The sequence below is a fragment of the Aureimonas sp. AU40 genome, from assembly GCF_001463785.1.
Taxonomy (GTDB): domain Bacteria; phylum Pseudomonadota; class Alphaproteobacteria; order Rhizobiales; family Rhizobiaceae; genus Aureimonas.
Window position 1 is genome coordinate 43,056 of the sequence record NZ_BBWL01000039.1, and the last position, 22,307, is coordinate 65,362.

The 22,307-nt window shown below is 68.3% G+C and carries 19 protein-coding genes and 1 riboswitch; of the genes, 10 read left to right on the top strand and 9 right to left on the bottom strand.

Annotation, left to right across the window (positions count from 1 at the left end; all coding sequences use genetic code 11):
* The first annotated feature begins 225 nt into the window (after positions 1-225).
* The 5 genes from AUL32_RS12925 to AUL32_RS12945 all read left to right on the top strand — a co-directional run bounded on the left by AUL32_RS12925 (position 226) and on the right by AUL32_RS12945 (position 4,624).
* The gene (locus AUL32_RS12925) at positions 226-906 is read left to right on the top strand and encodes an LON peptidase substrate-binding domain-containing protein (RefSeq protein WP_062115817.1); all 681 of its coding nucleotides are present in this window, start codon (positions 226-228) and stop codon (positions 904-906) included.
* 262 nt (positions 907-1,168) lie between these two features.
* Entirely contained in the window at positions 1,169-1,363 is a 195-nt protein-coding gene (locus AUL32_RS12930; RefSeq protein WP_082639140.1) for a Trm112 family protein, read from the top strand.
* A gap of 46 nt (positions 1,364-1,409) precedes the next feature.
* Positions 1,410-1,512, top strand: a riboswitch (TPP riboswitch).
* Between the two features lie 62 nt (positions 1,513-1,574).
* Positions 1,575-3,398 (top strand): phosphomethylpyrimidine synthase ThiC, encoded by a 1,824-nt coding sequence (thiC, locus tag AUL32_RS12935; protein WP_062115819.1) that lies wholly within the window; start codon positions 1,575-1,577, stop codon positions 3,396-3,398.
* A gap of 116 nt (positions 3,399-3,514) precedes the next feature.
* Complete coding sequence (locus AUL32_RS12940; protein ID WP_062115614.1) at positions 3,515-3,979, top strand: nuclear transport factor 2 family protein; 465 nt, start codon at positions 3,515-3,517, stop codon at positions 3,977-3,979.
* A gap of 75 nt (positions 3,980-4,054) precedes the next feature.
* Complete coding sequence (locus AUL32_RS12945) at positions 4,055-4,624, top strand: TetR/AcrR family transcriptional regulator (RefSeq protein WP_062115616.1); 570 nt, start codon at positions 4,055-4,057, stop codon at positions 4,622-4,624.
* Between the two features lie 54 nt (positions 4,625-4,678).
* On the opposite strand, the gene AUL32_RS12950 is transcribed toward AUL32_RS12945, so the two are convergent.
* The 8 genes from AUL32_RS12950 to AUL32_RS12985 form a co-directional block, all read right to left on the bottom strand.
* Entirely contained in the window at positions 4,679-4,870 is a 192-nt protein-coding gene (locus tag AUL32_RS12950) for a hypothetical protein (protein ID WP_062115619.1), read from the bottom strand.
* Positions 4,870-6,705: a sulfate adenylyltransferase subunit CysN gene (gene cysN, locus AUL32_RS12955; protein WP_062115622.1), complete on the bottom strand. Its 1,836-nt coding sequence runs from the start codon at positions 6,703-6,705 to the stop codon at positions 4,870-4,872. Before cysN ends, AUL32_RS12950 begins: the two co-directional genes overlap by 1 nt.
* Complete coding sequence (cysD, locus tag AUL32_RS12960) at positions 6,705-7,607, bottom strand: sulfate adenylyltransferase subunit CysD (protein WP_061973505.1); 903 nt, start codon at positions 7,605-7,607, stop codon at positions 6,705-6,707. Before cysD ends, cysN begins: the two co-directional genes overlap by 1 nt.
* 85 nt (positions 7,608-7,692) lie before the next feature.
* Positions 7,693-8,505, bottom strand: coding sequence for a phosphoadenylyl-sulfate reductase (locus AUL32_RS12965; RefSeq protein WP_062115625.1), 813 nt, complete (start codon positions 8,503-8,505; stop codon positions 7,693-7,695).
* Positions 8,502-9,020, bottom strand: a complete 519-nt coding sequence (locus AUL32_RS12970) for a DUF934 domain-containing protein (RefSeq protein ID WP_062115628.1) — start codon at positions 9,018-9,020, stop codon at positions 8,502-8,504. Before AUL32_RS12970 ends, AUL32_RS12965 begins: the two co-directional genes overlap by 4 nt.
* Positions 9,017-10,705 carry a nitrite/sulfite reductase gene (locus AUL32_RS12975; RefSeq protein WP_062115630.1) on the bottom strand — a complete coding sequence of 563 codons (1,689 nt, stop codon included), beginning with the start codon at positions 10,703-10,705 and terminating at the stop codon, positions 9,017-9,019. The genes AUL32_RS12970 and AUL32_RS12975 overlap by 4 nt, the downstream gene beginning before the upstream one ends.
* 72 nt (positions 10,706-10,777) lie before the next feature.
* Positions 10,778-11,116: a DUF2849 domain-containing protein gene (locus tag AUL32_RS12980; protein WP_061973512.1), complete on the bottom strand. Its 339-nt coding sequence runs from the start codon at positions 11,114-11,116 to the stop codon at positions 10,778-10,780.
* A 239-nt stretch (positions 11,117-11,355) separates the two neighbouring features.
* Complete coding sequence (locus tag AUL32_RS12985; RefSeq protein WP_062115633.1) at positions 11,356-12,597, bottom strand: ubiquinone biosynthesis hydroxylase; 1,242 nt, start codon at positions 12,595-12,597, stop codon at positions 11,356-11,358.
* Positions 12,598-13,133: 536 nt separating this feature from the next.
* On the opposite strand from AUL32_RS12985, the gene AUL32_RS12990 reads away from it, so the two are divergent.
* The 4 genes from AUL32_RS12990 to AUL32_RS13005 all read left to right on the top strand — a co-directional run bounded on the left by AUL32_RS12990 (position 13,134) and on the right by AUL32_RS13005 (position 17,350).
* Complete coding sequence (locus AUL32_RS12990; RefSeq protein WP_061973516.1) at positions 13,134-14,297, top strand: GGDEF domain-containing protein; 1,164 nt, start codon at positions 13,134-13,136, stop codon at positions 14,295-14,297.
* A 182-nt stretch (positions 14,298-14,479) separates the two neighbouring features.
* Positions 14,480-15,349, top strand: coding sequence for an acyl-CoA thioesterase (locus tag AUL32_RS12995; protein WP_062115636.1), 870 nt, complete (start codon positions 14,480-14,482; stop codon positions 15,347-15,349).
* Between the two features lie 257 nt (positions 15,350-15,606).
* Positions 15,607-15,945, top strand: coding sequence for a P-II family nitrogen regulator (locus AUL32_RS13000; RefSeq protein ID WP_061973520.1), 339 nt, complete (start codon positions 15,607-15,609; stop codon positions 15,943-15,945).
* 16 nt (positions 15,946-15,961) lie between these two features.
* Positions 15,962-17,350, top strand: a complete 1,389-nt coding sequence (locus AUL32_RS13005) for an ammonium transporter (protein WP_061973522.1) — start codon at positions 15,962-15,964, stop codon at positions 17,348-17,350.
* Between the two features lie 104 nt (positions 17,351-17,454).
* Here the strand turns inward: AUL32_RS13005 and AUL32_RS13010 are convergent, their stop codons facing one another.
* Positions 17,455-17,766, bottom strand: a complete 312-nt coding sequence (locus tag AUL32_RS13010; RefSeq protein WP_062115639.1) for a GNAT family N-acetyltransferase — start codon at positions 17,764-17,766, stop codon at positions 17,455-17,457.
* A 556-nt stretch (positions 17,767-18,322) separates the two neighbouring features.
* Between AUL32_RS13010 and AUL32_RS13015 the strand changes: the two genes are divergently transcribed.
* On the top strand, positions 18,323-21,577 hold the full coding sequence (locus AUL32_RS13015) for a DNA translocase FtsK (RefSeq protein WP_062115642.1): 3,255 nt from the start codon (positions 18,323-18,325) through the stop codon (positions 21,575-21,577).
* Positions 21,578-22,307 lie beyond the last annotated feature (730 nt).

Here is a 22,307-nt window from a genome sequence, read left to right on the forward strand (position 1 = left end):
TTCGGGGCGAGACGCGCCAGTTCCATGAAGCTGTCATGAACCAGCGACAGGCCTTGCGCCGGATCGGCGGATCGGGTTCCGAGGCTGCGGGCGACGTCGCCCGGGCGACCCGTTGGCCTGTCCGCGCCGATCCGCCTTGGGGCGTCACTGATGGACCTGCCTGGGTGACGCGAGACCTGTCCCTGGTTCATAACAGCCTCAAGGCTCGATCGGAGAATCGCATTGGTGCAAGCAGGCAACGTCACCTACCGTTCGGAGACCGACCTCCCGGAAACGGTGGCCGTGTTTCCCCTGACCGGCGCGCTGCTTCTGCCGGGCGGGCAGATGCCGCTGAACATCTTCGAACCGCGCTATCTCGCGCTGATCGACGATGCCATGACGGGCGCGCGGGTGATCGGCATGATCCAGCCGCGCCTCGACGGCGCGCTGCAGCCCTCCGGCGAGCCGGAGCTTTGCGCCGTCGGATGCCTGGGGCGCATCACCTCGCTGACCGAGACCGGCGACGGGCGCTATCTCCTCAACCTGCAGGGCATCGCGCGCTTCCGGGTGATCGAGGAGCACGAGAGCGCCGAGCCCTTCCGCCTCTGCCGCATCAAGCCCTTCGCCAGCGATCTGGAGTCCGGCGAGGGCGAGGAGGAGGTGGACCGCGACGCGCTTCTGAAAGCCTTCCGTTCCTATCTCCAGGCCAACCAGCTGGAGGCCGATTGGGAAAGCGTGTCCAAGGCCTCCAACGAGACGCTGGTCAACGCCCTGTCGATGATGTCGCCCTATGGCGCGGCCGAGAAGCAGGCGCTTCTGGAAGCCCCCGACCTCAAGACGCGGGCCGAGACGCTGGTCGCCATCACCGAGATCGCCCTGGTGCGCGAGGGCAGCGAGGACGGAAACGGCTCGCAGACCCTGCAATAGGCGAACCGGGAGACCGTTCGGGCTCTTGGCCGGGTCGGTGCGAGGGCGCCTTTTCGCCGTCGGCCGTCGGCCTGGACCCTTGCGGATAGGACTTCGCATCGCTCGAGTGCGGCGCCTCGCGAAGGTCGAAACAGGCTCTTGCACGGGGCGCGGCGCTTCGAGCCCGAGACTTGGCAGGGTCCGGCCCGGCCTGTATCCAGCCGGCTGAACGCGGCGTTGCCGGAGGCGACGGCAGGCGACCCGACGAAACGAGGAGACTGGCATGGTGGACGACGCGGAACGCAAGGGTCGCCCCGACCCCAAGCTCCTGGAACTCCTGGTCTGCCCGCTGACCAAGACGGGGCTGAGCTATGATTCCGAGCGCAACGAGCTGGTCTCGCGCGCTGCGCGCCTGGCCTATCCCATCCGCAACGGCATCCCGATCATGCTCCCGTCCGAAGCGCGCGAGATCGACTGAGCCCATCGGCCCGGTCTTGACAGACAGAGCCCGTCTGGCCACCCTTCGCGCGTCCGAGGGGTGTCCCATGTGGGGCTGAGATGGCGCGAGCCGAACCCTTTGAACCTGATCCGGGTCATGCCGGCGAAGGGACGGAAAGGGTGCCGCCGCGCGGCATCGCGCCGCCGCTCATCGCAACAGATCCCGGATCTCCTTTTTGTTGGAGATCCTGATGTCCGCTTCCCCCACCCTTCCCGCCACCGTGACCACCGGGCCGATTCGCGGCTCGCGCAAGGTCTATGCCGCGCCGCGCGGCGCGCCGGAGATCCGCGTGCCCTTTCGCGAGATCGCGCTGAGCGACCCGGCCGAGCCGCCTTTGCGCGTCTACGACGCGTCCGGCCCCTACACGGACGCCGACGCCGGCATCGACCTTTCGCGCGGCCTTGCCCCGGTTCGCGACGCCTGGATCGCCGCGCGCGGCTATCCGCTGGTGGAGCCCCGCGCCGTGAGGCCGGAGGACAACGGCCATGTCGGGGCCGACCGGCTGGTCGAGCCTTGCCCCGCCGCCCATGGCGTGCGGCGCGGGCGGGAGGGCGAGCGCGTCACGCAGCTGGAATGGGCGCGGGCGGGAATCGTCACCCCGGAAATGATCTATGTCGCCCATCGCGAGAATCTGGCGCGCGAGGCGGCGCTGGCGGAGGCGGCCGAGCGGCTGGGCGACGGCGAAAGCTTCGGGGCGGCGATCCCCGAATTCGTCACGCCCGAATTCGTGCGCGACGAGGTGGCGCGTGGGCGGGCCATCCTTCCCGCCAACATCAACCATCCCGAGCTCGAGCCGATGGTGATCGGGCGCAACTTCCTGGTGAAGATCAACGCCAATATCGGCAATTCCGCCGTCAGCTCGGGCGTGGCCGAGGAGGTGGAGAAGCTGGTCTGGGCGATCCGCTGGGGCGCCGACACGGTGATGGACCTCTCCACAGGGCGCAACATCCACAATATCCGCTCTTGGATCCTGCGCAATTCGCCGGTGCCGATCGGCACGGTGCCGATCTACCAGGCGCTGGAGAAGGTCGGCGGCGATCCCCTGAAGCTCGACTGGGAGGTGTTCAAGGACACGCTGATCGAGCAGGCCGAGCAGGGCGTCGACTATTTCACCATCCATGCCGGCGTGCGTCTCGCCCATGTGCCGCTGGCCGCCCGGCGCGTCACCGGCATCGTCAGCCGGGGCGGCTCGATCATGGCGCGCTGGTGCCTCTCGAAGCATCGCGAAAGCTTCCTCTACGAGCGCTTCGACGAGATCTGCGAGATCATGCGCCGGTTCGACGTGTCCTTCTCGCTGGGGGACGGGCTGCGGCCGGGCTCGGTGGCGGACGCCAACGACGCCGCGCAGTTCGCCGAACTGGACACGCTGGGCGAGCTGACCAAGATCGCCTGGGATCGGGGCTGTCAGGTCATGGTCGAGGGGCCGGGCCACGTGCCCATGCACAAGATCAAAGCCAATATGGACAAGCAGCTGGCGACCTGCGGCGAGGCACCCTTCTATACGCTGGGACCGCTCGCGACCGATATTGCGCCGGGCTACGACCACATCACCTCCGCCATCGGCGCGGCGCAGATCGGCTGGTTCGGCACGGCCATGCTCTGCTACGTCACGCCCAAGGAGCATCTCGGCCTGCCCGACCGGGACGACGTGAAGACCGGCGTCGTCACCTACAAGATCGCCGCCCATGCCGCCGATCTCGCCAAGGGCCATCCGGCGGCGCGCTTGCGGGATGACGCACTGTCGCGCGCCCGCTTCGACTTCCGCTGGGAGGACCAGTTCAACCTCTCGCTCGACCCCGACACGGCCCGCGCCTTCCACGACGAGACCCTGCCCAAGGAAGCGCACAAGACAGCCCATTTCTGCTCCATGTGCGGGCCGAAATTCTGTTCGATGGAAATCTCCCGCGACCTGAAGCGCGAAGCCGAGGCGCTGGCCGGAATGGAGGCCAAGTCCGCCGAGTTCCTGGCCGGCGGCGCGCGGCTCTATGTCGAGCCGGCGACGGAGAGCGCCTGAGCGGAAGCAGGAGCGGGCGCGGTTTGCGCGCCCGCTCCTGCTTCGATTTGCGCGATGAGGCTAAATCCTGTACCAATCAGTAAAGTCATGACCGACTGGTACAGGAAGGCTCGTCCATGTCTCGTCCGCCCCTCCCGCCGTTCGACCTCGAAGCCGCCGTCCAGAAGGCGCGTCTGGCGGAGGACGCCTGGAACAGCCGCGATCCCGAGCGGGTGTCCCTCGCCTATACGGAAGATAGCCGGTGGCGGAACCGGGCCGAGTTCATCGCGGGGCGGGAGGAGATCGTGTCCTTCCTCACCCGCAAATGGCGCCGCGAGTTGGACTATCGGCTGATCAAGGAAGTCTGGGCCTATCAGGGCGCGCGCATCGCGGTGCGCTTTGTCTACGAATGGCGCGACGACAGCGGACAATGGTTCCGCTCGCACGGCAACGAGAACTGGCAGTTCGACGAGGCGGGCCTCATGTCCGAGCGCCATGCCTCGATCAACGACGTGCCGATCGTTGAGAGCGAGCGCAAGTTCCACTGGCCGCTCGGCCGCCGTCCGGACGATCATCCCGGCCTCAGCGAACTCGGCCTCTAGAGCCCATCCGATGAATAGGGATTCACCCTTGTCCGAAGGTGAGGCGCATCCGCTTTGCCCGGAAAGGCTTTAGCCATGCCGCGCGTGGTGGCGGAGCGGGCCGACAGTCTGGCGCCGCTGGCCGAGGTGTTTCGCCGATATGGCTATGAGGGGGCCAGTCTGGCCCTGATCGGAAAGGCGACGGGCCTCGGCAAGGGAAGCCTCTACCACTTCTTTCCCGGCGGGAAGGACGAGATGCTCTCGGCCGTTCTTGCCGAGATCGAGGTCTGGTTCGAGCGCCATATCTTCGCGCCGCTGGAGAGCGAGGCCGCAGCGGGGCAGGCGAGCGAGGCTATGTTCGACGCGGTGTCGGACTATTTCCGATCCGGCCGGCGGGTCTGCCTCATGGGCACTTTGGCTTTGGGGGAGGGGCGCGATCGCTTCGCTCTGGCGATCGCCCGCTATTTCGCGCGGTGGATCGAAGCGCTCGCCAACGCGCTGCGGCGAGAGGGATCGGGCGAGGAGGAGGCCCTTCTACTGGCCGAGGAAACGGTCGCGGGCATCCAGGGGGCGATCGTCCTCGCCCGCGCGCTGGATCAGCCCGCCGTCTTCGAGCGGGCTTTGGCGCAATGGCGAGAACGGTTGCGACGTCCCGATCCCGTTTAGTCGCACTCTCCTAGTGAAGAATAGAGAACGCGCCCGCCCCTCCCGATCCGCCCGTCAGATCAACCCGCCTAGAAGCGCGGCGCAGAGGAGAAGCGAGGCGGCGAGCAGGGTTCCGTCGAGAACCGCGCGCGGGCGGCGCCATGCGGCGACGCGCTCGGCCCTGGCGCGCAAGGTCGGGGCGCGCAAGGCCGGTGCCTCCTGCGCCAGGGCGCCCTCGTCGCGGCAGCAGGGGGAGGCGGCCGACATCAGATGCCCTCCCCATCGCGCACGGTGGAGGGGTCCACTACCGGCACTTCCGTTTCGGCCGGCACCATGAGGCGGCGCAGCAACGGGCGCAGCGCGAAGTCGAGCGCGCCGAGGATGATCGCCTTCCACAGGGCAAGGCCCAGGATCAGCGCCAGAAGAGCCACCAGCACCGCCGCCATGGCGCGGAAGATCGTGACGCCGCGCGCCCGCTCGGGCGAGGCGGCGAGCGCGGGTCCGAGCCATTCCGCCCGGATCGCCTCGAACCGGGTCCGCGGCGCGGCCGCGGCGGACGGTGCCGCTCCGGGCGTCAAACCGGGGCGCGAGGCCGTCGTGGCGGTGGCGGCCGGCGCCTCGCCCTCGCGCGGCAGCGCGGTCACGATGCCTAGCGCCACGGTCTCGTTGGTCAGCGGGTCGATCAGGATGAAGGCGCCGAGCTCGCGGCTTTCGGAATAAAGCGTCGCGACCGGCGGCTTGTCGAACTGCAGCGTGACGCGGCCGATCTCGTTCATGAGAAGGGCGTTGGCGGCGCGCGGCTGGTAGGAGTGGATGTCCACCGCCTCGTCCAGCGAGCGCACGTTGACCGGCGTCTGCGCGGTGGAAAGCTTGGCGACGAAGCGTCCGCCCGCGATCAGCGGCCGATCCACCATCCAGAGAATTTCGGCATGGAGGATGCGGTGCGCGGCGATGGGGTCGCCGACCTTGACCAGGACGTCGCCGCGCGAGGCGTCGATCTCGTCGGCGAGCGTCAGCGTGATCGCCTCGCCGTCCTCGGCCGAATGGGTTTCGCCGTTCGGCCCGTAGACGGCCTTGACCGTGGAGCGCTGCCGGCTCGGCAGCGACAGGACGGCGTCGCCCTTGGCAATGCGCCCGCCCGCCACGGTGCCGCAGAAGCCGCGGAAGTCGAGATTGGGGCGGTTCACCCATTGCACCGGCAGGCGGAAATGCGAAGAGCCGGCCGCGAAGGTCGTGGGCTCCACCACTTCCAGCGTTTCGAGAAGGGTCGGCCCCTTGTACCAGGGCGTGTGGGACGAGCGCTCGGCGAGATTGTCGCCGTTCTTGGCCGAAAGCGGGATGTAGCGCACCTCGGTGAAGCCGAGCTGCGGGCGCAGCGCCTCGTAGCCCTTGACGATCTCGTCGAAGACGGACTGGTCGAACTCGACGAGATCCATCTTGTTCACCGCCACGATCACCGACTTGATGCCGACCATCGAGGTGATGAAGGAGTGGCGCCGCGTCTGGGGCAGGATACCCTTGCGCGCGTCCACCAGGATGATGGCGAGCTCGGCCTGGGATGCGCCGGTCGCCATGTTGCGGGTGTACTGCTCGTGCCCCGGCGTGTCGGCGATGATGAAGGCGCGGTTCTTCGTGTTGAAGTAGCGATAGGCGACGTCGATCGTGATGCCCTGCTCGCGCTCGGCCGAAAGACCGTCCACCAGGAGCGCGAAGTCGAGATCGCTGCCCGTCGTGCCGAACTTCTTGGAGTCGCGCTGCAGCGCCTCCATCTGATCGTCGAAGACGGAGTTCGTGTCGAACAGGAGACGGCCGATCAGGGTCGACTTGCCGTCGTCCACCGAGCCGCAGGTGATGAAGCGCAGGAGCGAGGCTTTCGCGCCGGCGGCCGCCACGGCGGCGGCGTTCTGGCGGAGCGCGCCGAGGCTGGGGGCGAGCGGCGCGTCGCCCGTCGCGTCGGACGCTTCATCGAGCAGCGCCTCGTCGGGGGCGGGGCCGGCAAAGGCCTGGTCCTCGGCGAGCGCGGACGGATTGGTGCTGTGGTCCAGCGCCTCGTCGGCGGCGAGCGAAGCGGGGGAGGCGGAGGAAGGGCGGACGACGGACATCAGAAATAGCCTTCCTGCTTCTTTTCTTCCATGGAGGCGCCGCCGTCGCGGTCGATCACCCGGCCCTCGCGCTCGGAGGAGCGCGACGCGCGCATCTCGGCGATGATCTCGGGCAGCGTCGTCGCCTCCGAGCGCACCGCGCCGGTGAGCGGATAGCAGCCGAGCGTGCGAAAACGCACCAACTCGTCACGCGTCTCTTCGCCCTCGCTCAGCTTCATGCGCTCGTCGTCGCGCATGATCAGCGTGCCGTCGCGCGAGACGACGGGCCGGTGCTTGGCGAAATAGAGCGGCACGACCGGAATGTCCTCCAGCGCGATATAGTCCCAGACGTCGGCCTCGGTCCAATTGGATAGGGGGAAGACGCGGAAGCTCTCGCCCTGGCGCTTGCGGGTGTTGAAGAGGTGCCAGGGCTCGGGCCGCTGGTTCTTGGGCTCCCAGCGATGCTCGGCCGAGCGCAGCGAGAAGACGCGCTCCTTGGCGCGGCTCTTCTCCTCGTCGCGGCGCGCCCCGCCGAAAGCGGCGTCGAACTTGTACTTGTTCAGCGCCTGCTTCAGCCCTTCGGTCTTCATCACGTCGGTGTGGAGGCGCGAGCCGGAATCGAACGGGTTGATGCCGGCCTTCAGCCCGTCCTCGTTGGTGTGGACGAGAAGGTCGAGATCCCATTCCCGCGCGATGCGATCGCGGAACTCGATCATCTCGCGGAACTTCCAGGTCGTGTCGACATGCAGAAGCGGGAAGGGCAGCTTGCCCGGCGCGAAGGCCTTGCGCGCCAGATGCAGCATGACCATCGAATCCTTGCCGATGGAGAAGAGCATCACCGGGTTCTCGGCCGTCGCCGCCACCTCGCGGATGATGTGGATCGACTCCGCCTCGAGGCTCTGGAGATGGGTCATGTGCTTCATGGCAGGGACCTTTGGCGCCCGAAGGGGTGGGCGCGGCAGAAGACAAGAAAGGGGGGACGACCGGATCGCCGGGAAAGGCGACCCCTCAGGACGGGATCGTCTCGAAGGCGCTGTCGCCGGGGGCCGGGCGGCCGTCCTCGGCGCGCACGGGCTGGCCTTCGCCGTCCACATGCAGGCCGCATTCGCGCTTGGTTTCCTCTTCCCACCACCAGCGCCCGGCCCGCTCGACCTCGCCGGGGCGGATGGCGCGGGTGCAGGGGGCGCAGCCGATGGAGAGGAAGCCCTGCTCGTGCAGCGGGTTGACGGGAACCTCGTGGTCGGCGGTGAAGACGCGGATCTCCTCGCGCGTCCAATCGAACAGCGGATTGGCCTTGATGAGGCCGCGCGCGCCGTCGAAGGAGACGAAGTCCAGCCGCTCGCGATTGGCCGACTGGTCGCGGCGAAGGCCCGTGATCCAGCCCGAGGCGCCGGCCAGCGCCCGGCCGAGCGGCTCCACCTTGCGCACGCCGCAGCAGGCTTTGCGCATTTCCGGCGCGAAGTAGAAGCCGTTGATGCCCTGGTCGTCGATCAGCTCTTCCAGCGCCTCGGCCTGCGGGTACTTCGCCTTGATGCGGCGGCCGTACTTTTCTTCCGTCGCCTGCCAGAGCGAATAGGTCTCGGGAAACAGGCGGCCGGTATCGAGCGTCACCACGTCGATCCTCAGCTTCTCCCGGAAGATCAGATGGGTGAGCATCTGGTCCTCGATGCCGAGCGAGGTCGTGAACACGATCCGGCCCGGCAGCGCCTCTGTGAGAAGCCGCAGCCGCCCGACCGGATCGAGCGTGGCGAAGCGCTCGTTCAGCTGGTCGGCCAGTTCCGGCGCCGAGCCGTTGGGCTCCGATGCAGCGGCGGTGCTCACGCGAGGGCTCCGGCGCGGGCGGCGAGGCGCTTCTGCAGGATGCTTTGATCCTCGCCATAGCCAGTTTGGTAATGGTCGTGGACGATGTCCTTGGCCTTCATCCACTGCTCCAGCGGCTGGCGCTCGGCCATCGCGTCGGGCAGCCAGACCTCGTCGAAGCCGCAGGCCAGCGCCTCGGCGAACTGGTCGGCGATCAGCGGACCGCTGGCGCGCAGGCGGCCGGTGAAGCCGGCGCGGCGCAGCCGCTTGGCCAGCGAGAAGCCGCGCCCGTCCGAGAAGGAGGGAAAGCGCACCGCGATCAGCTCGACCTGAGCGAAATAAGGCTCGATGGCGCAGACCGGCGTGTCGCCGGCGACGCTGAGGCCCAGCGGGGCGTTGCGCCGGTCGGCGATCGCCTGGTCGATGACCGTGAGCGGCACGAGAACCGCGCCTTCGCTCAGCGACAGGTCGGCGATGTCTTCCACCGGGCTGAACTCGTCGGCGCGCTCGCCGGCGGGAGAGACGAGAAGGCTCATGCGTGTACTCCTTCCGGCGCGGTGCCCGCGACATAGGCGGTGAAGCCCTGCTTGAAGGGCTCCAGGCCCGCGCGCTTCACCGTGTCGATGAAGGTCTCCGAACCCTGGCGCTCGGCCATGTAGACGCCCACCAGCGCCTCGATGGCGCCGGGCACCTGCTCGGCGTCGATGCCGGGGCCGACGCGCTCGCCCAGCGCGGCCTGCTCGGACGCATCGCCGCCGACCGTGATCTGGTAGTTCTCGCGGCCGGACTTCTCGAGGCCGAGAATGCCGATATGGCCGACATGGTGGTGGCCGCAGGCATTGATGCAGCCCGAGATCTTGATCTGCAGGGGACCGACCTCCTGCTGACGCGCCTCGTCGGCGAAGAGGTTGGAAATGTCCTGCGCGATCGGGATCGAGCGCGCCGTGGCCAGCGCGCAATAGTCGAGGCCGGGGCAGGCGATGATGTCGGTGACGAGACCGGCATTGGCGGTGGCGAGCCCGGCCGCCTTGAGCGCGGCGTAGACCGCCGGCACGTCGTCCTTCCGCACATGCGGCAGAACGAGGTTCTGGACGTGCGTGACGCGGAACTCGTCGAAGGAATAGCGCTCGGCGATGTCGGCGAAGGCGCGCATCTCGGCGTCCGACATGTCGCCCGGCACGCCGCCGATGGGCTTGAGCGACACGGTCAGCGCGATGTAGCCGGGCTGGCGATGGGCAAAGCCGTTCTGCTCCACGAAGCGGTCGAGCTCCGGGTCGCCCGCGCGGGCGGCGTCCAGCACCAAAGAGGTCTCGGGCAGGGTCTCGTAGGCGGGCGGGGCGAAGTAGCGGGCGATGCGCTCCACCTCTTGCGCCGGCGCGTTGATCGTCGGCCCGTTCAGCTCGGCGTATTCCGCCTCGACGCGGGCCTTGAACTCGTCCGTGCCGATCTCGTGGACGAGGATCTTCACCCGCGCCTTGTATTTGTTGTCGCGCCGGCCTTCGGCGTTGTAGACGCGCATCACGGCTTCGAGATAGGCGAGCAGCTCTCCCTTGGGCAGGAAGTCGCGGATCACCTTGCCGACCATCGGCGTGCGGCCGAGGCCGCCGCCCACGATCACCTCGTAGCCGATCTCGCCCGTCTCGCCATGGCGAAGGATGCGCAGGCCGATATCGTGGACCTTGATCGCCGCGCGGTCGTGCTCGGCGCCAGTGACAGCGATCTTGAACTTGCGCGGCAGCCAGGAAAACTCAGGGTGCAGGCTCGACCATTGGCGGATGAGCTCGCCGGTCGGGCGTGGGTCCTCGACCTCGTCGGCGGCGACGCCGGCGAACTGGTCGGCCGTGACGTTGCGGATGCAGTTTCCCGACGTCTGGATGCAGTGCATCTCGACATCGGCCAGAAGGTCCAGAATGTCGGGCACGTCGCGCAGCTTGGGCCAGTTGTACTGAAGGTTCTGGCGCGTGGTGAAATGCGCGTAGCCCTTATCGTACTTCTCGGCGATCAGCGCCAGCTGGCGCATCTGCTTGGAGTTCATCGTGCCGTAGGGCACGGCGACGCGCAGCATGTAGGCGTGAAGCTGGAGATAGAGGCCGTTCTTAAGACGCAGCGGCTTGAACTCGTCGTCCGACAGGGAGCCGTCGAGCCGGCGCTCCACCTGATGGCGGAACTGCTGGACCCGTTCGCGCACGAAGCGCTCGTCGAATTCGTCGTAACGGTACATCTGTCGTCCTCGTTCGGGTTCCGGCTCATGACCGCGAGGGGAGGGCGCGTCCGCCATCCCCGTCCGAAAAGCTCAAAATTCCGCCTGCTTGCCGTATTGGGTCAAAATGCTCGGCCCCTTCTGCCGGATCGCCTCGCGAAAATGCGTGGCGAGCGGCAGGCCGCCCTCGTCCAGCCTGACCTCGACGAGATAGGGATCGACGATCCGGTTGGCCTTGAAGCCCTTGGCGCCTTCCGCTTCCATGAAAGCCACGGTCTCGGCGTCGTTCGCCACCAGCGCGGCCCTGGGATCGAGGCTCCAGCCCTCGCGGGTCAGAAACACCACGTCGCCGTCCAGAAGGTCGTTGGCGCTCATGATGACGGGGAGCTTCGGCCCCTTGGTCTTCGCGCCCGCCTTCACGTCCGTCGCCATGGGGAGTGATCCTTGTTCCCGCACCGTTGCCGACCCTTGGGCGAAGGCCGGACCCGGCCGGACAGCGCAAAGGGCAAGGCACGGCCTGATGGCCATGCTGCCGGCTTGTTACCGTTCTAAATAATCCATGGCCAGTGCGGTTGCGCCGAAGAGGATTTCCTTCGGCGGCTTGCAAGCGGATGTTTTTGCTCTGAAGGCCCCCGGCGGCGCAACGAAGCGCATGCGCTGGGCCCTGTGGATCAGACCGGCTCGCCGCGCAGGAGGCGGGGCGTGTTGGAGTTGAGGCCCGAGGCCTGGCCGATGAAGTAGCGCTTGGCGAAGGGCGCGCGGTCCACCAACGACAGGCCGAAGGAGCGCGCCGCGCGCAGCATCGGATTGTCGTTGGAAAAGAGCCGGTTCAGGATGTCGGTGGTGACGCCCATCTGCACCGTGTCGAACCGGCGCCAGCGCTCGTAGCGCTGCAGCGTGTCGAGCGCGCCGATGTCGAGCCCGAGGCGCGCGGCCTCCACCACTGTCTCGGCCAGCGCCGCGACATCCTTGAAGCCGAGATTGAGACCCTGGCCGGCGATCGGATGGATGCCGTGGGCCGCGTCTCCCGCCAGCGCGATGCGCGGTTTCACGAAGTCGCGCGCCAGCGTCAGCCCGAGCGGGAAGGCGCGGGGCTTGCCCTCGACGGTGAGCGCGCCGAGCTTCAGGCCGAAGCGCTGCTCCAGTTCCAGCTCGAACACCATCTCGTCGGCGCGCAGCAGGCGCTCCGCCTCGGCGGTGGATTCGGTCCAGACCAGCGAGGACCGGTTGTCCTTCAAGGGCAGGATGGCGAAGGGGCCGGCGGGCAGGAAATGCTCCTCGGCCCGGCCCTCGTGCGGGCGCTCGTGGCGCACCGTCGCCACGATGCCGCTCTGCCCGTAGTCGGTGTGGACGGTGCGGATGCCCGCCATGTCGCGGATGGCCGAGCGAACGCCGTCGGCCGCGATCAGAAGCTTGGCCTCGATCGTGCCGGTCGCGGTTTCCACCGTGACGGAGGCCGGCCCGACCTGAAGGCCCGTCACCGCCGCGCCGGAGCGGATGGCGACGCCGAGCTCGGCGGCGCGCGCCCGCAGCGCGCCGTTGAGCGCGACGTTCGGCACCATGTGCGCGAAGGGCTCGCCCGGCTCGGCCTCGCCGCCGAAAGTCAGAAAGACCGGGCGAACCGGATCGTTGTTGCGCGAATCGGTGACGATCATCTCGCGGATCGGCTCGGCCTCGACCCGGATCGCGTCCCAGACACCGAGCCGGCCGAGCATGCGCACGGCGGCGGCGGCGATGGCCGAGGCGCGCCCGTCCTTCTGCCAGACCCCCTCGGGCGCTGCGTCCACCAGCACGACGTCGAGCGTCGGCGCCGCCTGGCGGATGGCGACGGCGATGCCGAGCCCGACATAGCCCGCGCCGGCCACGACGATGTCGGCCCGCTCGGGCGGGGTCTGCGAGGCGAGGTCGGACATGGGGCGGCTCCCGTTCGAGATGTGGGACGCGGCCGCTGGTGCGGCCGTTCTCCCTCCGCCTGATCTAGAGGGTGCGAGGGGTTGGGGACAAGGGTGGGGTCGCCGCGCGCCGCTTCAACCCGCCCGGTCCGGTCTCGGCGTCGCGCGGGGGGCGGGTTGGGGTCCGCGGGCCGACGAGAGAGATCATCAGTAAAACTGAGAATAATTCTCTGTTGACCACGGCGTGAAGACTTATCAAACGATCTATTCCAGCGGTGGAACGGGATCGCGAGGAAGGAAATGGTACGGGAAGCGCGCGACGATTCGGCTGATCACCTTCCATTTTGGCGTGGTTCCTCGACGGAAGGTCGAGGGTCCGTAGCGGAAGTAGGCTTTCCCTCAGCTGACCGACGACGCGGCAAGGCCGCTTTCCGACCCTCCAAGCCTCGTGTGCGAAGCGGCGCGACCGGACGGCTGCGCGCCGAGCCGTTCCTTTCGAGCCCGGGACGGGTGCCGCTGGGTTCCGTGTTCGACCGGGCATCGACCGGGAGGCAAGCGTGAACCGCCAGAACCCGAGTGCCGGTCCGAACGCCGAGTCGGAAGGTCTTTACACCACCCTCGTCGCCGGCCTTGCCCATAGTCTCGTCCCCAGCACGATCATGGGCCTGACATTGGTGACCGTCGGCGCCTTCGCCTATTCCATCTTGGAGTCTCTCGGCGTCCTGGCGGCCACCTGCATCGGCGGTCTGGCTTCCAGTGCCAAGGTCGCGCTCGTCGCGCTGCATCGCCGGCGGCTGCGCCGTCCCTTCGTCGGGCTGGAGGAGGCTCGGATCTGGGAGATCGCGCATCTCGTGACGACCTGCGCCGTGGCCTCCTCGGTCGGTGCCCTGGGAAGCGGCCTGTTCGCGCGCTCCGACGAGTCCCTGCACATGCTCGCGACCGGAGTGGTGTTCGGCTATGGACTGGGCATCGTGGCGCGCATCTTCATCCGGCCCAGAATCGCCATGGCGGCCCTGTTGATCGCCGCCTTGCCGACCGCCGCTTCGGCCTTTGCCTTCGGCGCTACGCCCGATCGCATCCTCGCCGTGATCCTCCTGGCCTTCCTCGGCGCGGGTCTCGAGAGCGTGCGCTATCTCTACAACGTCTCCGCCGCCGAGATCGCGTCGCGCCTCCAGATGGGCCATCTCGCCCGCACCGACGCGCTGACGGGCCTTGCCAACCGCTTCGTGCTGCAGGAGGCCGCGCAATGGTTCGACGTACGGCGGGAGGGTTTCACCGCCGTCCACTGTTTCGACCTCGACGCGTTCAAGTCCATCAACGACCAGTTCGGCCATGACGCGGGGGACGACCTCCTGCGCGAGGTGGCCTCTCGGCTGCGGACCTTTCTTGCGGAGGGGGACCTCGCCATCCGCACCGGAGGCGACGAGTTCGTGGTGCTGCAGATGGCGCTGGAGCGCGCGGACGACGCCGATGTCTTTGCCGGCCAGCTCGTGGAGGTCCTCACCCAGCCCTATCCGCTGAGCGGGCGCTCCGTCCGGGTCGGCGTCAGCCACGGCTATGCCGTCTCGCCGGCCGGCGCGGCCAGTCTCGACGCCCTGATGCGCTCGGCGGACGCCGCGTCCTACCGTGCCAAGTGGCGCGGCGGCGGCCTGGAACAGGCGGTCTGGTCCGCCGAGCCGGCCGGCGCCCTGAAGGCGGGCCGCTCGCTGAAGAGCAATTGACCGGCTTCTTGTCCCTGCGGCCTGCGGAGGTGTCGCCGGGCTTCGCTCGAAGTCGGCGCGAGGCCTGAGTGTCGCCCCGCCCCGTGCCCTTGCCGCACGCCGCCCCATAAAGCATGGAACGCCCGCGCCGCGCCGGCCCTTCGCCGGGGAAGCGTGCTTTGTCCTGAAACGAGGAAAACCGCATGAACGATCTGGTGGCCAAGCTGGTGGCGACGCTCGATCTGGAAAGGCTGGAGGAAAACCTCTTTCGCGGCACCAGCCCCGATATCGGCTGGCAGCGCATCTTCGGCGGGCAGGTGATCGCGCAGGCGCTTGTCGCCGCGCAGCGCACAGTGCCGGCCGACCGCCCGGTCCATTCGCTCCATGGCTATTTCATGCGCCCGGGAGATCCGCGCGTGCCGGTGATCTACGAGGCGAGCCGCCTGCGCGACGGCGGCTCCTTTTCCACGCGCCTCGTCACCGCGATCCAGCACGGGCAGGCGATCTTCACGCTGTCGGCCTCGTTCCAGCGGCCCGAGGAAGGGCTCGACCATCAGATTGCCATGCCCCTCGTGCCGGGGCCGGACGACCTGCCCTCGGGCGAGAGCCTGGGCGCCGACATCCTGCGCCACGCGCCCGAGCCGATCCGGCGCTACTGGATGCGGCCGCGCGCGGTGGAGTTCCGCCCGGTCTCGACCGAGCACTATTTCACGCGCGACAAGCTTGCGCCGGAGCAGCGCATCTGGGTGCGCGTGACGGCCGATGTCGGCGAGGACGCCGCGCTCAACGCCGCCGTCATGGCCTATCTCTCCGACATGACCCTGCTCGACACCTCGCTCTTCGCCCATGGCCTGTCGGTGTTCGACGAGCGCATCCAGGCCGCCAGCCTCGACCATGCCATGTGGTTTCACCGGCCGCTGCGCGTCAGCCAGTGGCATCTCTACGCGCAGGACAGCCCCTCCTCCTCCGGCGGGCGCGGGCTGACGCGCGGCTCGCTCTTCTCGATGGACGGAACGCTCGTCGCCTCGGTCGCACAGGAAGGGCTGATCCGCCCGCGACGCGCGCCGTCCTGAGGCCTTTCCGCTCAAAAGGCAGGCAATTGCCGAAAAACCCGGCAATCGTTACGGGGCCTTCACCGTACCCCTGACCATCGCATCGGCAAAAAGCGCTTTCGCGCCGCACAATTACGGCCGAAATCCGGCCGTCGCTTAATTGGCACGCATCTTGAATAGAGTCGGGATAGTCCCGTCGGCCGCCCGGCCGGCACGGGCCCGTCTCTCGGTCGAACGCTTCGCAGGAAGGGTTCGATCCCTCCAGGTTCGAGGTGCTCATGAAAATCGTGATGGCGATCATCAAGCCATTCAAGCTGGACGAGGTGCGCGAAGCGCTCACCGCCGTCGGCATCCAGGGTCTGACCGTCACCGAGGTGAAGGGCTACGGCCGCCAGAAGGGCCACACGGAAATCTATCGCGGCACCGAATATGCCGTCAGCTTCCTGCCCAAGCTGAAGATCGAGCTCGCGGTTCCCACCGACATGGTGGACCGCGCGGTGGACGTGATCGCCTCGGCCGCCAAGACCGGCCAGATCGGCGACGGCAAGATCTTCGTGTTCGGCATCGAGCAGGCCGTTCGCATCCGCACCGGCGAAACCGACGCGAACGCGCTTTGAGGGGACCGAGAGTCACATGCGTTTTCTGAAATCCATCGTTCCGGCACTGGCGGCGGCGAGTCTCGCGCCCTTGGCCGCCTTCGCGCAGGACACCGGCGTCGCGCCGGCGCCCGAGACGGTCGCACCCGCCGTCGCCGCAGCCGCGGCCGACGTCATGAACAAGGGCGACGTCGCCTGGATGCTCGTCTCGACGCTGCTCGTCCTGTTCATGATCCTGCCCGGCCTCGGCCTGTTCTACGGCGGCCTGGTGCGCGCCAAGAACATGCTTTCCGTGCTCATGCAGTGCGTCACCATCACCGCCGTGGTGATGATCGTCTACGTGCTCTACGGCTATTCCTTCGCCTTCGGCGGCTCCACCAGCGCCTTCTGGGGCGGCACGGGCAAGCTGTTCCTGGCGGGCATTACCAAGGACACGATGGCCGCGACCTTCACCAAAGGCGTCGTCATTCCCGAATATGTCTTCATCGCCTTCCAGATGACCTTCGCCTGCATCACGCCGGCGCTGATCGTCGGCGCCTTCGCCGAGCGCATCAAGTTCGGCGCCGTGGTGCTGTTCACCATCCTCTGGGTGACGATCGTCTACTTCCCGATCGCCCATATGGTCTGGGACGCGAACGGCTTCATCTTCCTGGGCCATCATGCGGGCGGCGTCGCGGCGCTGGACTTCGCGGGCGGCACGGTGGTCCACATCAACGCCGGCATCGCGGCGCTGGTCGGCTCCTTCCTGGTCGGCAAGCGCACGGGTCTCGGGCGTGACAACATGGCCCCGCACTCCATGACGCTCACCATGGTCGGCGCCTCGATCCTCTGGGTCGGCTGGTTCGGCTTCAACGCCGGCTCCAACCTCGAGGCCAACGGCGGCGCGGCGCTCGCCATGCTCAACACGTTCACGGCGACGGCCGGCGCGGCGGTGGCCTGGGTGGTCATCGAAGCCATGGCGCGCGGCAAGGCCTCCATGCTCGGCGCCGTGTCGGGCATCGTCGCCGGCCTCGTGGCCGTGACGCCGGCGGCCGGCGCCGTCGGCCCGATCGGCGGCATCGCGCTCGGCGCCATCGCCTCGGCCGCCTGCTACTTCTTCGTGGCGGTGGTGAAGCCCAAGGTCGGCTACGACGACTCGCTCGACGTGTTCGGCATCCATGGCGTGGGCGGCATCATCGGCGCCATCGGCACGGGCGTCTTCGCCTCCACCTCGCTCGGCGGCGGCGGCTATCTCGAAGGCGTCACCATGGGCACGCAGGTCTATTCGCAGATCGTCGCCGTGCTCATCACCCTGGTCTACAGCGGCGTCGTCTCGGCGATCCTCTACAAGATCGTCGACGCCGTGATCGGCCTGCGCCCGACCGTGGAAGCCGAGCGCGAAGGTCTCGACCTCACCTCGCATGGCGAGGCGGCGTACCACGCCTGATCACCATCAGGCCGCCTAATCACCATTAGGCCGCCTGATCTCATCAGGTGACAGATCGACGGCAGGCGGAGCGATCCGCCTGCCGTTTTCGTTTGCAAGGATCGTCAGACGCGGCCGAAGGGCTTTTCCTCGCGCACGGCGAGATCGGCGTAGCGCTCGGGATGGCGCTCGAAGACGCGCCGGACATAGGAACAGGCCGGCACCACCGTCATGCCCTTTTCGCGGGCATAGGCGACGGCGCGCTCCAGAAGCGTCTCGGCGATGCCTTGGCTGCGCAGGTGTTCGGGAACATAGGTGTGGTCGAAGACCAGCGAGTTCTGGAGGCCGGCGGGCGAATAGGTCAGCTCCGCCCGGTCCTCGCCCTCGCCGGTGGTGAACAGCCCGCCCCGGCCGTGATCCTCGTGCCTGATCTCCATGATCGTCTCCTTTCCGGTTCGCAGATGGCTCCCGGCACTATGTCGCAGGGGGCGGCATCGGTTCCATCACGCTCGCGCCAGTGCCTCCCTTCGCAGCCAGCTCGCCCGCATGTCAGCCGGCAGCCCGTGATCATCGAGCGGCGGAGCGGGCAGGGCTTTTCGGCCCTCCCTGTCGGCCGCTTTCCTGCCGCTGCGCCTGCGAAGACCCATGAGAAGGGACCGCCTTCGCGCCCGCTCTGCGCCTCAAACCTCGTCGCCACGAGCGTCCCGAATGCGCCCGGCGGCATCGACGCGTCAGCTCGGTCTCGGCAGACCCCAAAGCGCGTGCCCGGGCAGGGGCACCATCCCTGATCCGTCCTAGAACCGCTTGATCTCGTTTCGCGGCGGCGAGAGGGTTAAACGCGTCTTAACCAGCTTTCTTTACCTTGCCTGGATCAAGGCCGCGTTCCGCGCGGGCCGCCGCCTCGCGCCTTCGCGCGCCGGCGCGGCCCGCATCGTTCGGGCGCGGCATCGGGCACATGCGGGTTCGTCCCGCCGGACTTCAGGGCTCAAGGGCATGGCGATGGCATCGATCGACGCAAGGGATGAGGGCACGGGCCGGCTCGGCCGCCCGGCACAGGTGTTGGTGGGCCTGGCGCTGGTCGCCACGTCGATCTGGCTGACCGTGTCCTTCGTGAGCTGGACGGTGGACGATCCGTCCTTGAGCTATTCCAACAGCAATCCGGTTCGCAATCTGGCGGGCGCGTCCGGCGCCATCGTCGCCGATCTCGCCATGCAGCTCTTCGGCCTCGGCGCCGTGCTCCTGCCGCTGCTTCTCACCGCGCGCGGGCTGCTTCTCGTCATGGGCCGGCGCGTCGGGCGCGCGGGCGCGCGCGCCTGGTGGGCGCTCGCCGGCATGGCGCTGGCCAGCGCGGCGCTCGGCTGTCTTCAGGCGCCGGGCGGCTGGCCGCTGCCGATCGGCCTCGGCGGCGTCGTCGGCGATCTCGTCCTGAAGATTCCCGCCATCGTCACCGGCTCCTATCCCGAGGGCTCGCTCGGCGTGGTTCTGGCCGCCCTGTTCTCGCTGCCGGCCGCCTGGTGCGTCCTCAACGGCGCCGGCCTCGTCGCCCGCCAAGCCGACGAGTTCGAAGCCCAGGCCGGCGGTCGCCACGCATCCGGCCGCGACGACGAGTTCGAGCGCGAAGGCCCGCTGCAGCTGCTGGCGGGCGCTGCCGGCCATTGGCTCTATTCCGCCCGTTCCGCGCTGGGCCGCCGGGTCGGCGACATGGCCGAGGCGCGCCGCCGGCGCGAGGACCCGTTCGCCCACCGCGAATGGGATCGCGACGCGCCCCTGATGCCGCCCGCCCCGGAGGCGCGCCTGCGCGACGCGCTTCGCGCCGTGGAAGAAGAGGAGCGCGCCCCCGCCGCCCGCGAGCCGCGCGTCGCCCGCGTCGTGCAGCCGCCCCGGTTCGAGGAGCCGGTGGAGTTCGGCGAGCCCGTGGAATACGACCCGCACGAGGAAGAGGCGTCCTTCGTGCCGCAGCCGGCCGCGCGCCCGGCAGCCCGCGCACCCGCCGCCGGCACCCGCGCGACGCCGGTCGCCCCGCCCGTGGTGCCCGCGCCCGAAACCCCGGCGCGCCGCACGGTGGACACGAGCCGCGCCACGGTTCGCCACGGCCGCTCGGACTGGAACGGCTCCTACAAGATGGCCCAGCGCGAGGCTGCGCTCGCCGCCGCGGAAGCCGCCCGCACCGCCCAGGCCGCCGAGCCGAACGGCACCGCGGCCGACGCCTTCGAGACCGAGGCCGCCTATCAGGAGGCCGCGCGCCAGCTGGACGAGGCGCGGCTGGAGGAAGCGCGCTACGAGGACGAGGCGGGCTATGACGACGCGCGCTATGCCGACGACGAGGCGCCGTTCGAACTCGAAACTCATCCGACCTTCGGCGACGAGAGCCGGCCGACGCTGGAAGAGCGCATCGCGCTGGAGGAAGACGAGGACGATTTCGCTGTCGACGCCGACATGCGCCGCCAGCCGGAGCCCGAGCCGGAGGAACAGGGCGGCTGGCGCGGCTTCATCGCCAACAACATCGTGGCCTTTCCCGGCCTGAAGCGCGGCGGACGGGCCGAGCCCGAGCCGGCGCGCGCCCCCGCGCCCCAGCCCCGCATGGCCCCGCAGGCGCCGGCGCCGGCGGCGGCGCGGCCCAGCGCCATCGACGCGCGCCCGGCCCGGGTCCAGATGCAGCCGGCGGCCGAGATGCTGTCGCGCCAGTCCTCCCGCGCGCGCCTTGCCGAGCTCGGCAACCCCGAGCTGAACGAGGAGTTCATCCTCCCGCCGATCGAGCTTCTGGCGCCGCCGAAGCCCCGTGGTCGCGACAATTCGCTGACGCCCGAGATCTTGCAGGAGAACGCGCGGCTGCTCGAAGGCGTGCTGGACGATTTCGGCGTGAAGGGCGAGATCATCGAGGTTCGCCCCGGCCCGGTCGTGACGCTCTACGAGCTGGAGCCGGCGCCCGGCATCAAGTCGAGCCGCGTCATCGGCCTCGCCGACGACATCGCCCGCTCCATGTCGGCCATCGCCGCGCGCGTCGCCGTCATTCCCGGCAAGAACGCCATCGGCATCGAGCTGCCGAACCAGCGCCGAGAGACCGTCTATTTCCGCGAGATGATCGGCTCCGACACGTTCGCCGGCTCCAAGGCCAAGCTGCCGCTGGCGCTCGGCAAGACGATCGGCGGCGAGGCGGTGATCGCCGATCTCGCCAAGATGCCGCATCTTCTCGTCGCCGGCACGACCGGCTCGGGCAAGTCGGTCTCGATCAACACGATGATCCTGTCGCTCCTCTACCGGATGACCCCGGCCGAGTGCCGCATGATCATGATCGATCCCAAGATGCTGGAACTCTCGATCTACGACGGCATCCCGCATCTTCTGGCCCCGGTCGTGACCGATCCGAAGAAGGCCGTGGTGGCGCTGAAGTGGACGGTCCGCGAGATGGAGGACCGCTACCGCAAGATGTCGAAGCTCGGCGTGCGCAACATCGACGGCTTCAACGCCCGCGTCGCCACCGCGATCGAGCGCGGCGAGACGATCTCGCGCACGGTGCAGACCGGCTTCGACCGCGAGACCGGCGAGCCGATCTTCGAGTCCGAGCAGTTCGACCTCGCGCCGCTGCCCTATATCGTCGTCATCATCGACGAGATGGCCGACCTCATGATGGTGGCCGGCAAGGACATCGAAGGCACGGTCCAGCGCCTCGCTCAGATGGCCCGCGCCGCCGGCATCCACGTCATCATGGCGACGCAGCGCCCCTCGGTCGACGTCATCACCGGCACGATCAAGGCCAACTTCCCGACCCGCATCTCCTTCCAGGTGACCTCGAAGATCGACTCGCGCACCATCCTGCAGGAGCAGGGCGCCGAGCAGCTGCTCGGCATGGGCGACATGCTCTTCATGGCCGGCGGCGGTCGCATCCAGCGCGTCCACGGCCCCTTCGTCGGCGACGACGAGGTGGAAGAGATCGTCAAGCACCTGAAGACGCAGGGCGTGCCGGAATATCTCGACGCGATCCTGGAGGACGAGGACGAGGAAGGCCCGGCGCCGGCCTCCGGCGGCGGCTCGGCGGGCGGCATGGAGGAAAGCGCCGATCTCTACGACCAGGCGGTGGCGATCGTGCTGCGCGACGGCAAGGCTTCGACCTCCTACGTTCAGCGCCGCCTCCAGATCGGCTACAACCGCGCCGCTTCGATCATCGAGCGCATGGAGCGCGAAGGCATCGTCGGCCCGGCCAACCACGCCGGCAAGCGCGAGATCCTTGTACCGACCGACAACGCCTGATCACGACGGCGCGCGGTAGGAGCGCGCCTCTGGGGAGCGACACGAAGGCGGGCGCGAGCGATCGCGCCTGCCTTTGCGTTTGGGGCCCGCATGAGCCTTGCGTTGGGAAGATCGCTTCACCTCAACTGGGATTCGCGGGCGCATGATTGGTGAATGCTCGAATCGCCATTGGATGTGGCCGTCTCACATTGGCTCTCGGTCGGGGAAGCATGTCAAACTGCAGCGATGAATAAGAAGCCGAGCCATCGTTTCGACGATCAACTTATACAAGAGCTCATGGCCAAGATGAGCGCGCTCCGTATGCGTTTCGATGAGGAGCGCAACGACCGAGCTCCTTTCGACATGACGCTGAAATGCACACTTTGTTCGGACGGAGTTGTCACCGGATGGTATCGGGAGCCCCTCTACGGAGGAATGACCTGCAGCACGCCTGGATGCATGAAGTTGCACTTCTAGTCCCATGTGCCGGTCCGATCGCGTATATCTTTTGTGGACGAGTTTCATTCGCCGCGTGGGTTGAAAAGGACTGACCCCACTTCGATCACATCGGCGGGGGCTTTCGCATTCGGGCTTGGCATCGCGCGCGTGGCGCGCCATTTCGGCTATCAGGAAACGAACGCGGCCATGCCGCATTGCCGCCAGAGCGAAGCGCTAGGCTGAAACGATATGGATCGGCGAAGCGCGCGGGGAGGGGCCCGACCCTGCGGCGGCGCCCAAGGCCAAGCACAAG

Excerpts from the sequence above, each read along its gene's own strand:
- AUL32_RS12930 (WP_082639140.1), top strand. The coding sequence starts at position 1,169 with ATGGTGGACGACGCGGAACGCAAGGGTCGCCCCGACCCCAAGCTCCTG.
- thiC (WP_062115819.1), top strand. The coding sequence starts at position 1,575 with ATGTCCGCTTCCCCCACCCTTCCCGCCACCGTGACCACCGGGCCGATT.
- AUL32_RS12940 (WP_062115614.1), top strand. The coding sequence starts at position 3,515 with ATGTCTCGTCCGCCCCTCCCGCCGTTCGACCTCGAAGCCGCCGTCCAG.
- AUL32_RS12945 (WP_062115616.1), top strand. The coding sequence starts at position 4,055 with ATGCCGCGCGTGGTGGCGGAGCGGGCCGACAGTCTGGCGCCGCTGGCC.
- AUL32_RS12950 (WP_062115619.1), bottom strand. The coding sequence starts at position 4,870 with ATGTCGGCCGCCTCCCCCTGCTGCCGCGACGAGGGCGCCCTGGCGCAG.
- cysN (WP_062115622.1), bottom strand. The coding sequence starts at position 6,705 with ATGTCCGTCGTCCGCCCTTCCTCCGCCTCCCCCGCTTCGCTCGCCGCC.
- cysD (WP_061973505.1), bottom strand. The coding sequence starts at position 7,607 with ATGAAGCACATGACCCATCTCCAGAGCCTCGAGGCGGAGTCGATCCAC.
- AUL32_RS12970 (WP_062115628.1), bottom strand. The coding sequence starts at position 9,020 with ATGAGCCTTCTCGTCTCTCCCGCCGGCGAGCGCGCCGACGAGTTCAGC.
- AUL32_RS12975 (WP_062115630.1), bottom strand. The coding sequence starts at position 10,705 with ATGTACCGTTACGACGAATTCGACGAGCGCTTCGTGCGCGAACGGGTC.
- AUL32_RS12980 (WP_061973512.1), bottom strand. The coding sequence starts at position 11,116 with ATGGCGACGGACGTGAAGGCGGGCGCGAAGACCAAGGGGCCGAAGCTC.
- AUL32_RS12985 (WP_062115633.1), bottom strand. The coding sequence starts at position 12,597 with ATGTCCGACCTCGCCTCGCAGACCCCGCCCGAGCGGGCCGACATCGTC.
- AUL32_RS12995 (WP_062115636.1), top strand. The coding sequence starts at position 14,480 with ATGAACGATCTGGTGGCCAAGCTGGTGGCGACGCTCGATCTGGAAAGG.
- AUL32_RS13000 (WP_061973520.1), top strand. The coding sequence starts at position 15,607 with ATGAAAATCGTGATGGCGATCATCAAGCCATTCAAGCTGGACGAGGTG.
- AUL32_RS13005 (WP_061973522.1), top strand. The coding sequence starts at position 15,962 with ATGCGTTTTCTGAAATCCATCGTTCCGGCACTGGCGGCGGCGAGTCTC.
- AUL32_RS13010 (WP_062115639.1), bottom strand. The coding sequence starts at position 17,766 with ATGGAGATCAGGCACGAGGATCACGGCCGGGGCGGGCTGTTCACCACC.
- AUL32_RS13015 (WP_062115642.1), top strand. The coding sequence starts at position 18,323 with ATGGCGATGGCATCGATCGACGCAAGGGATGAGGGCACGGGCCGGCTC.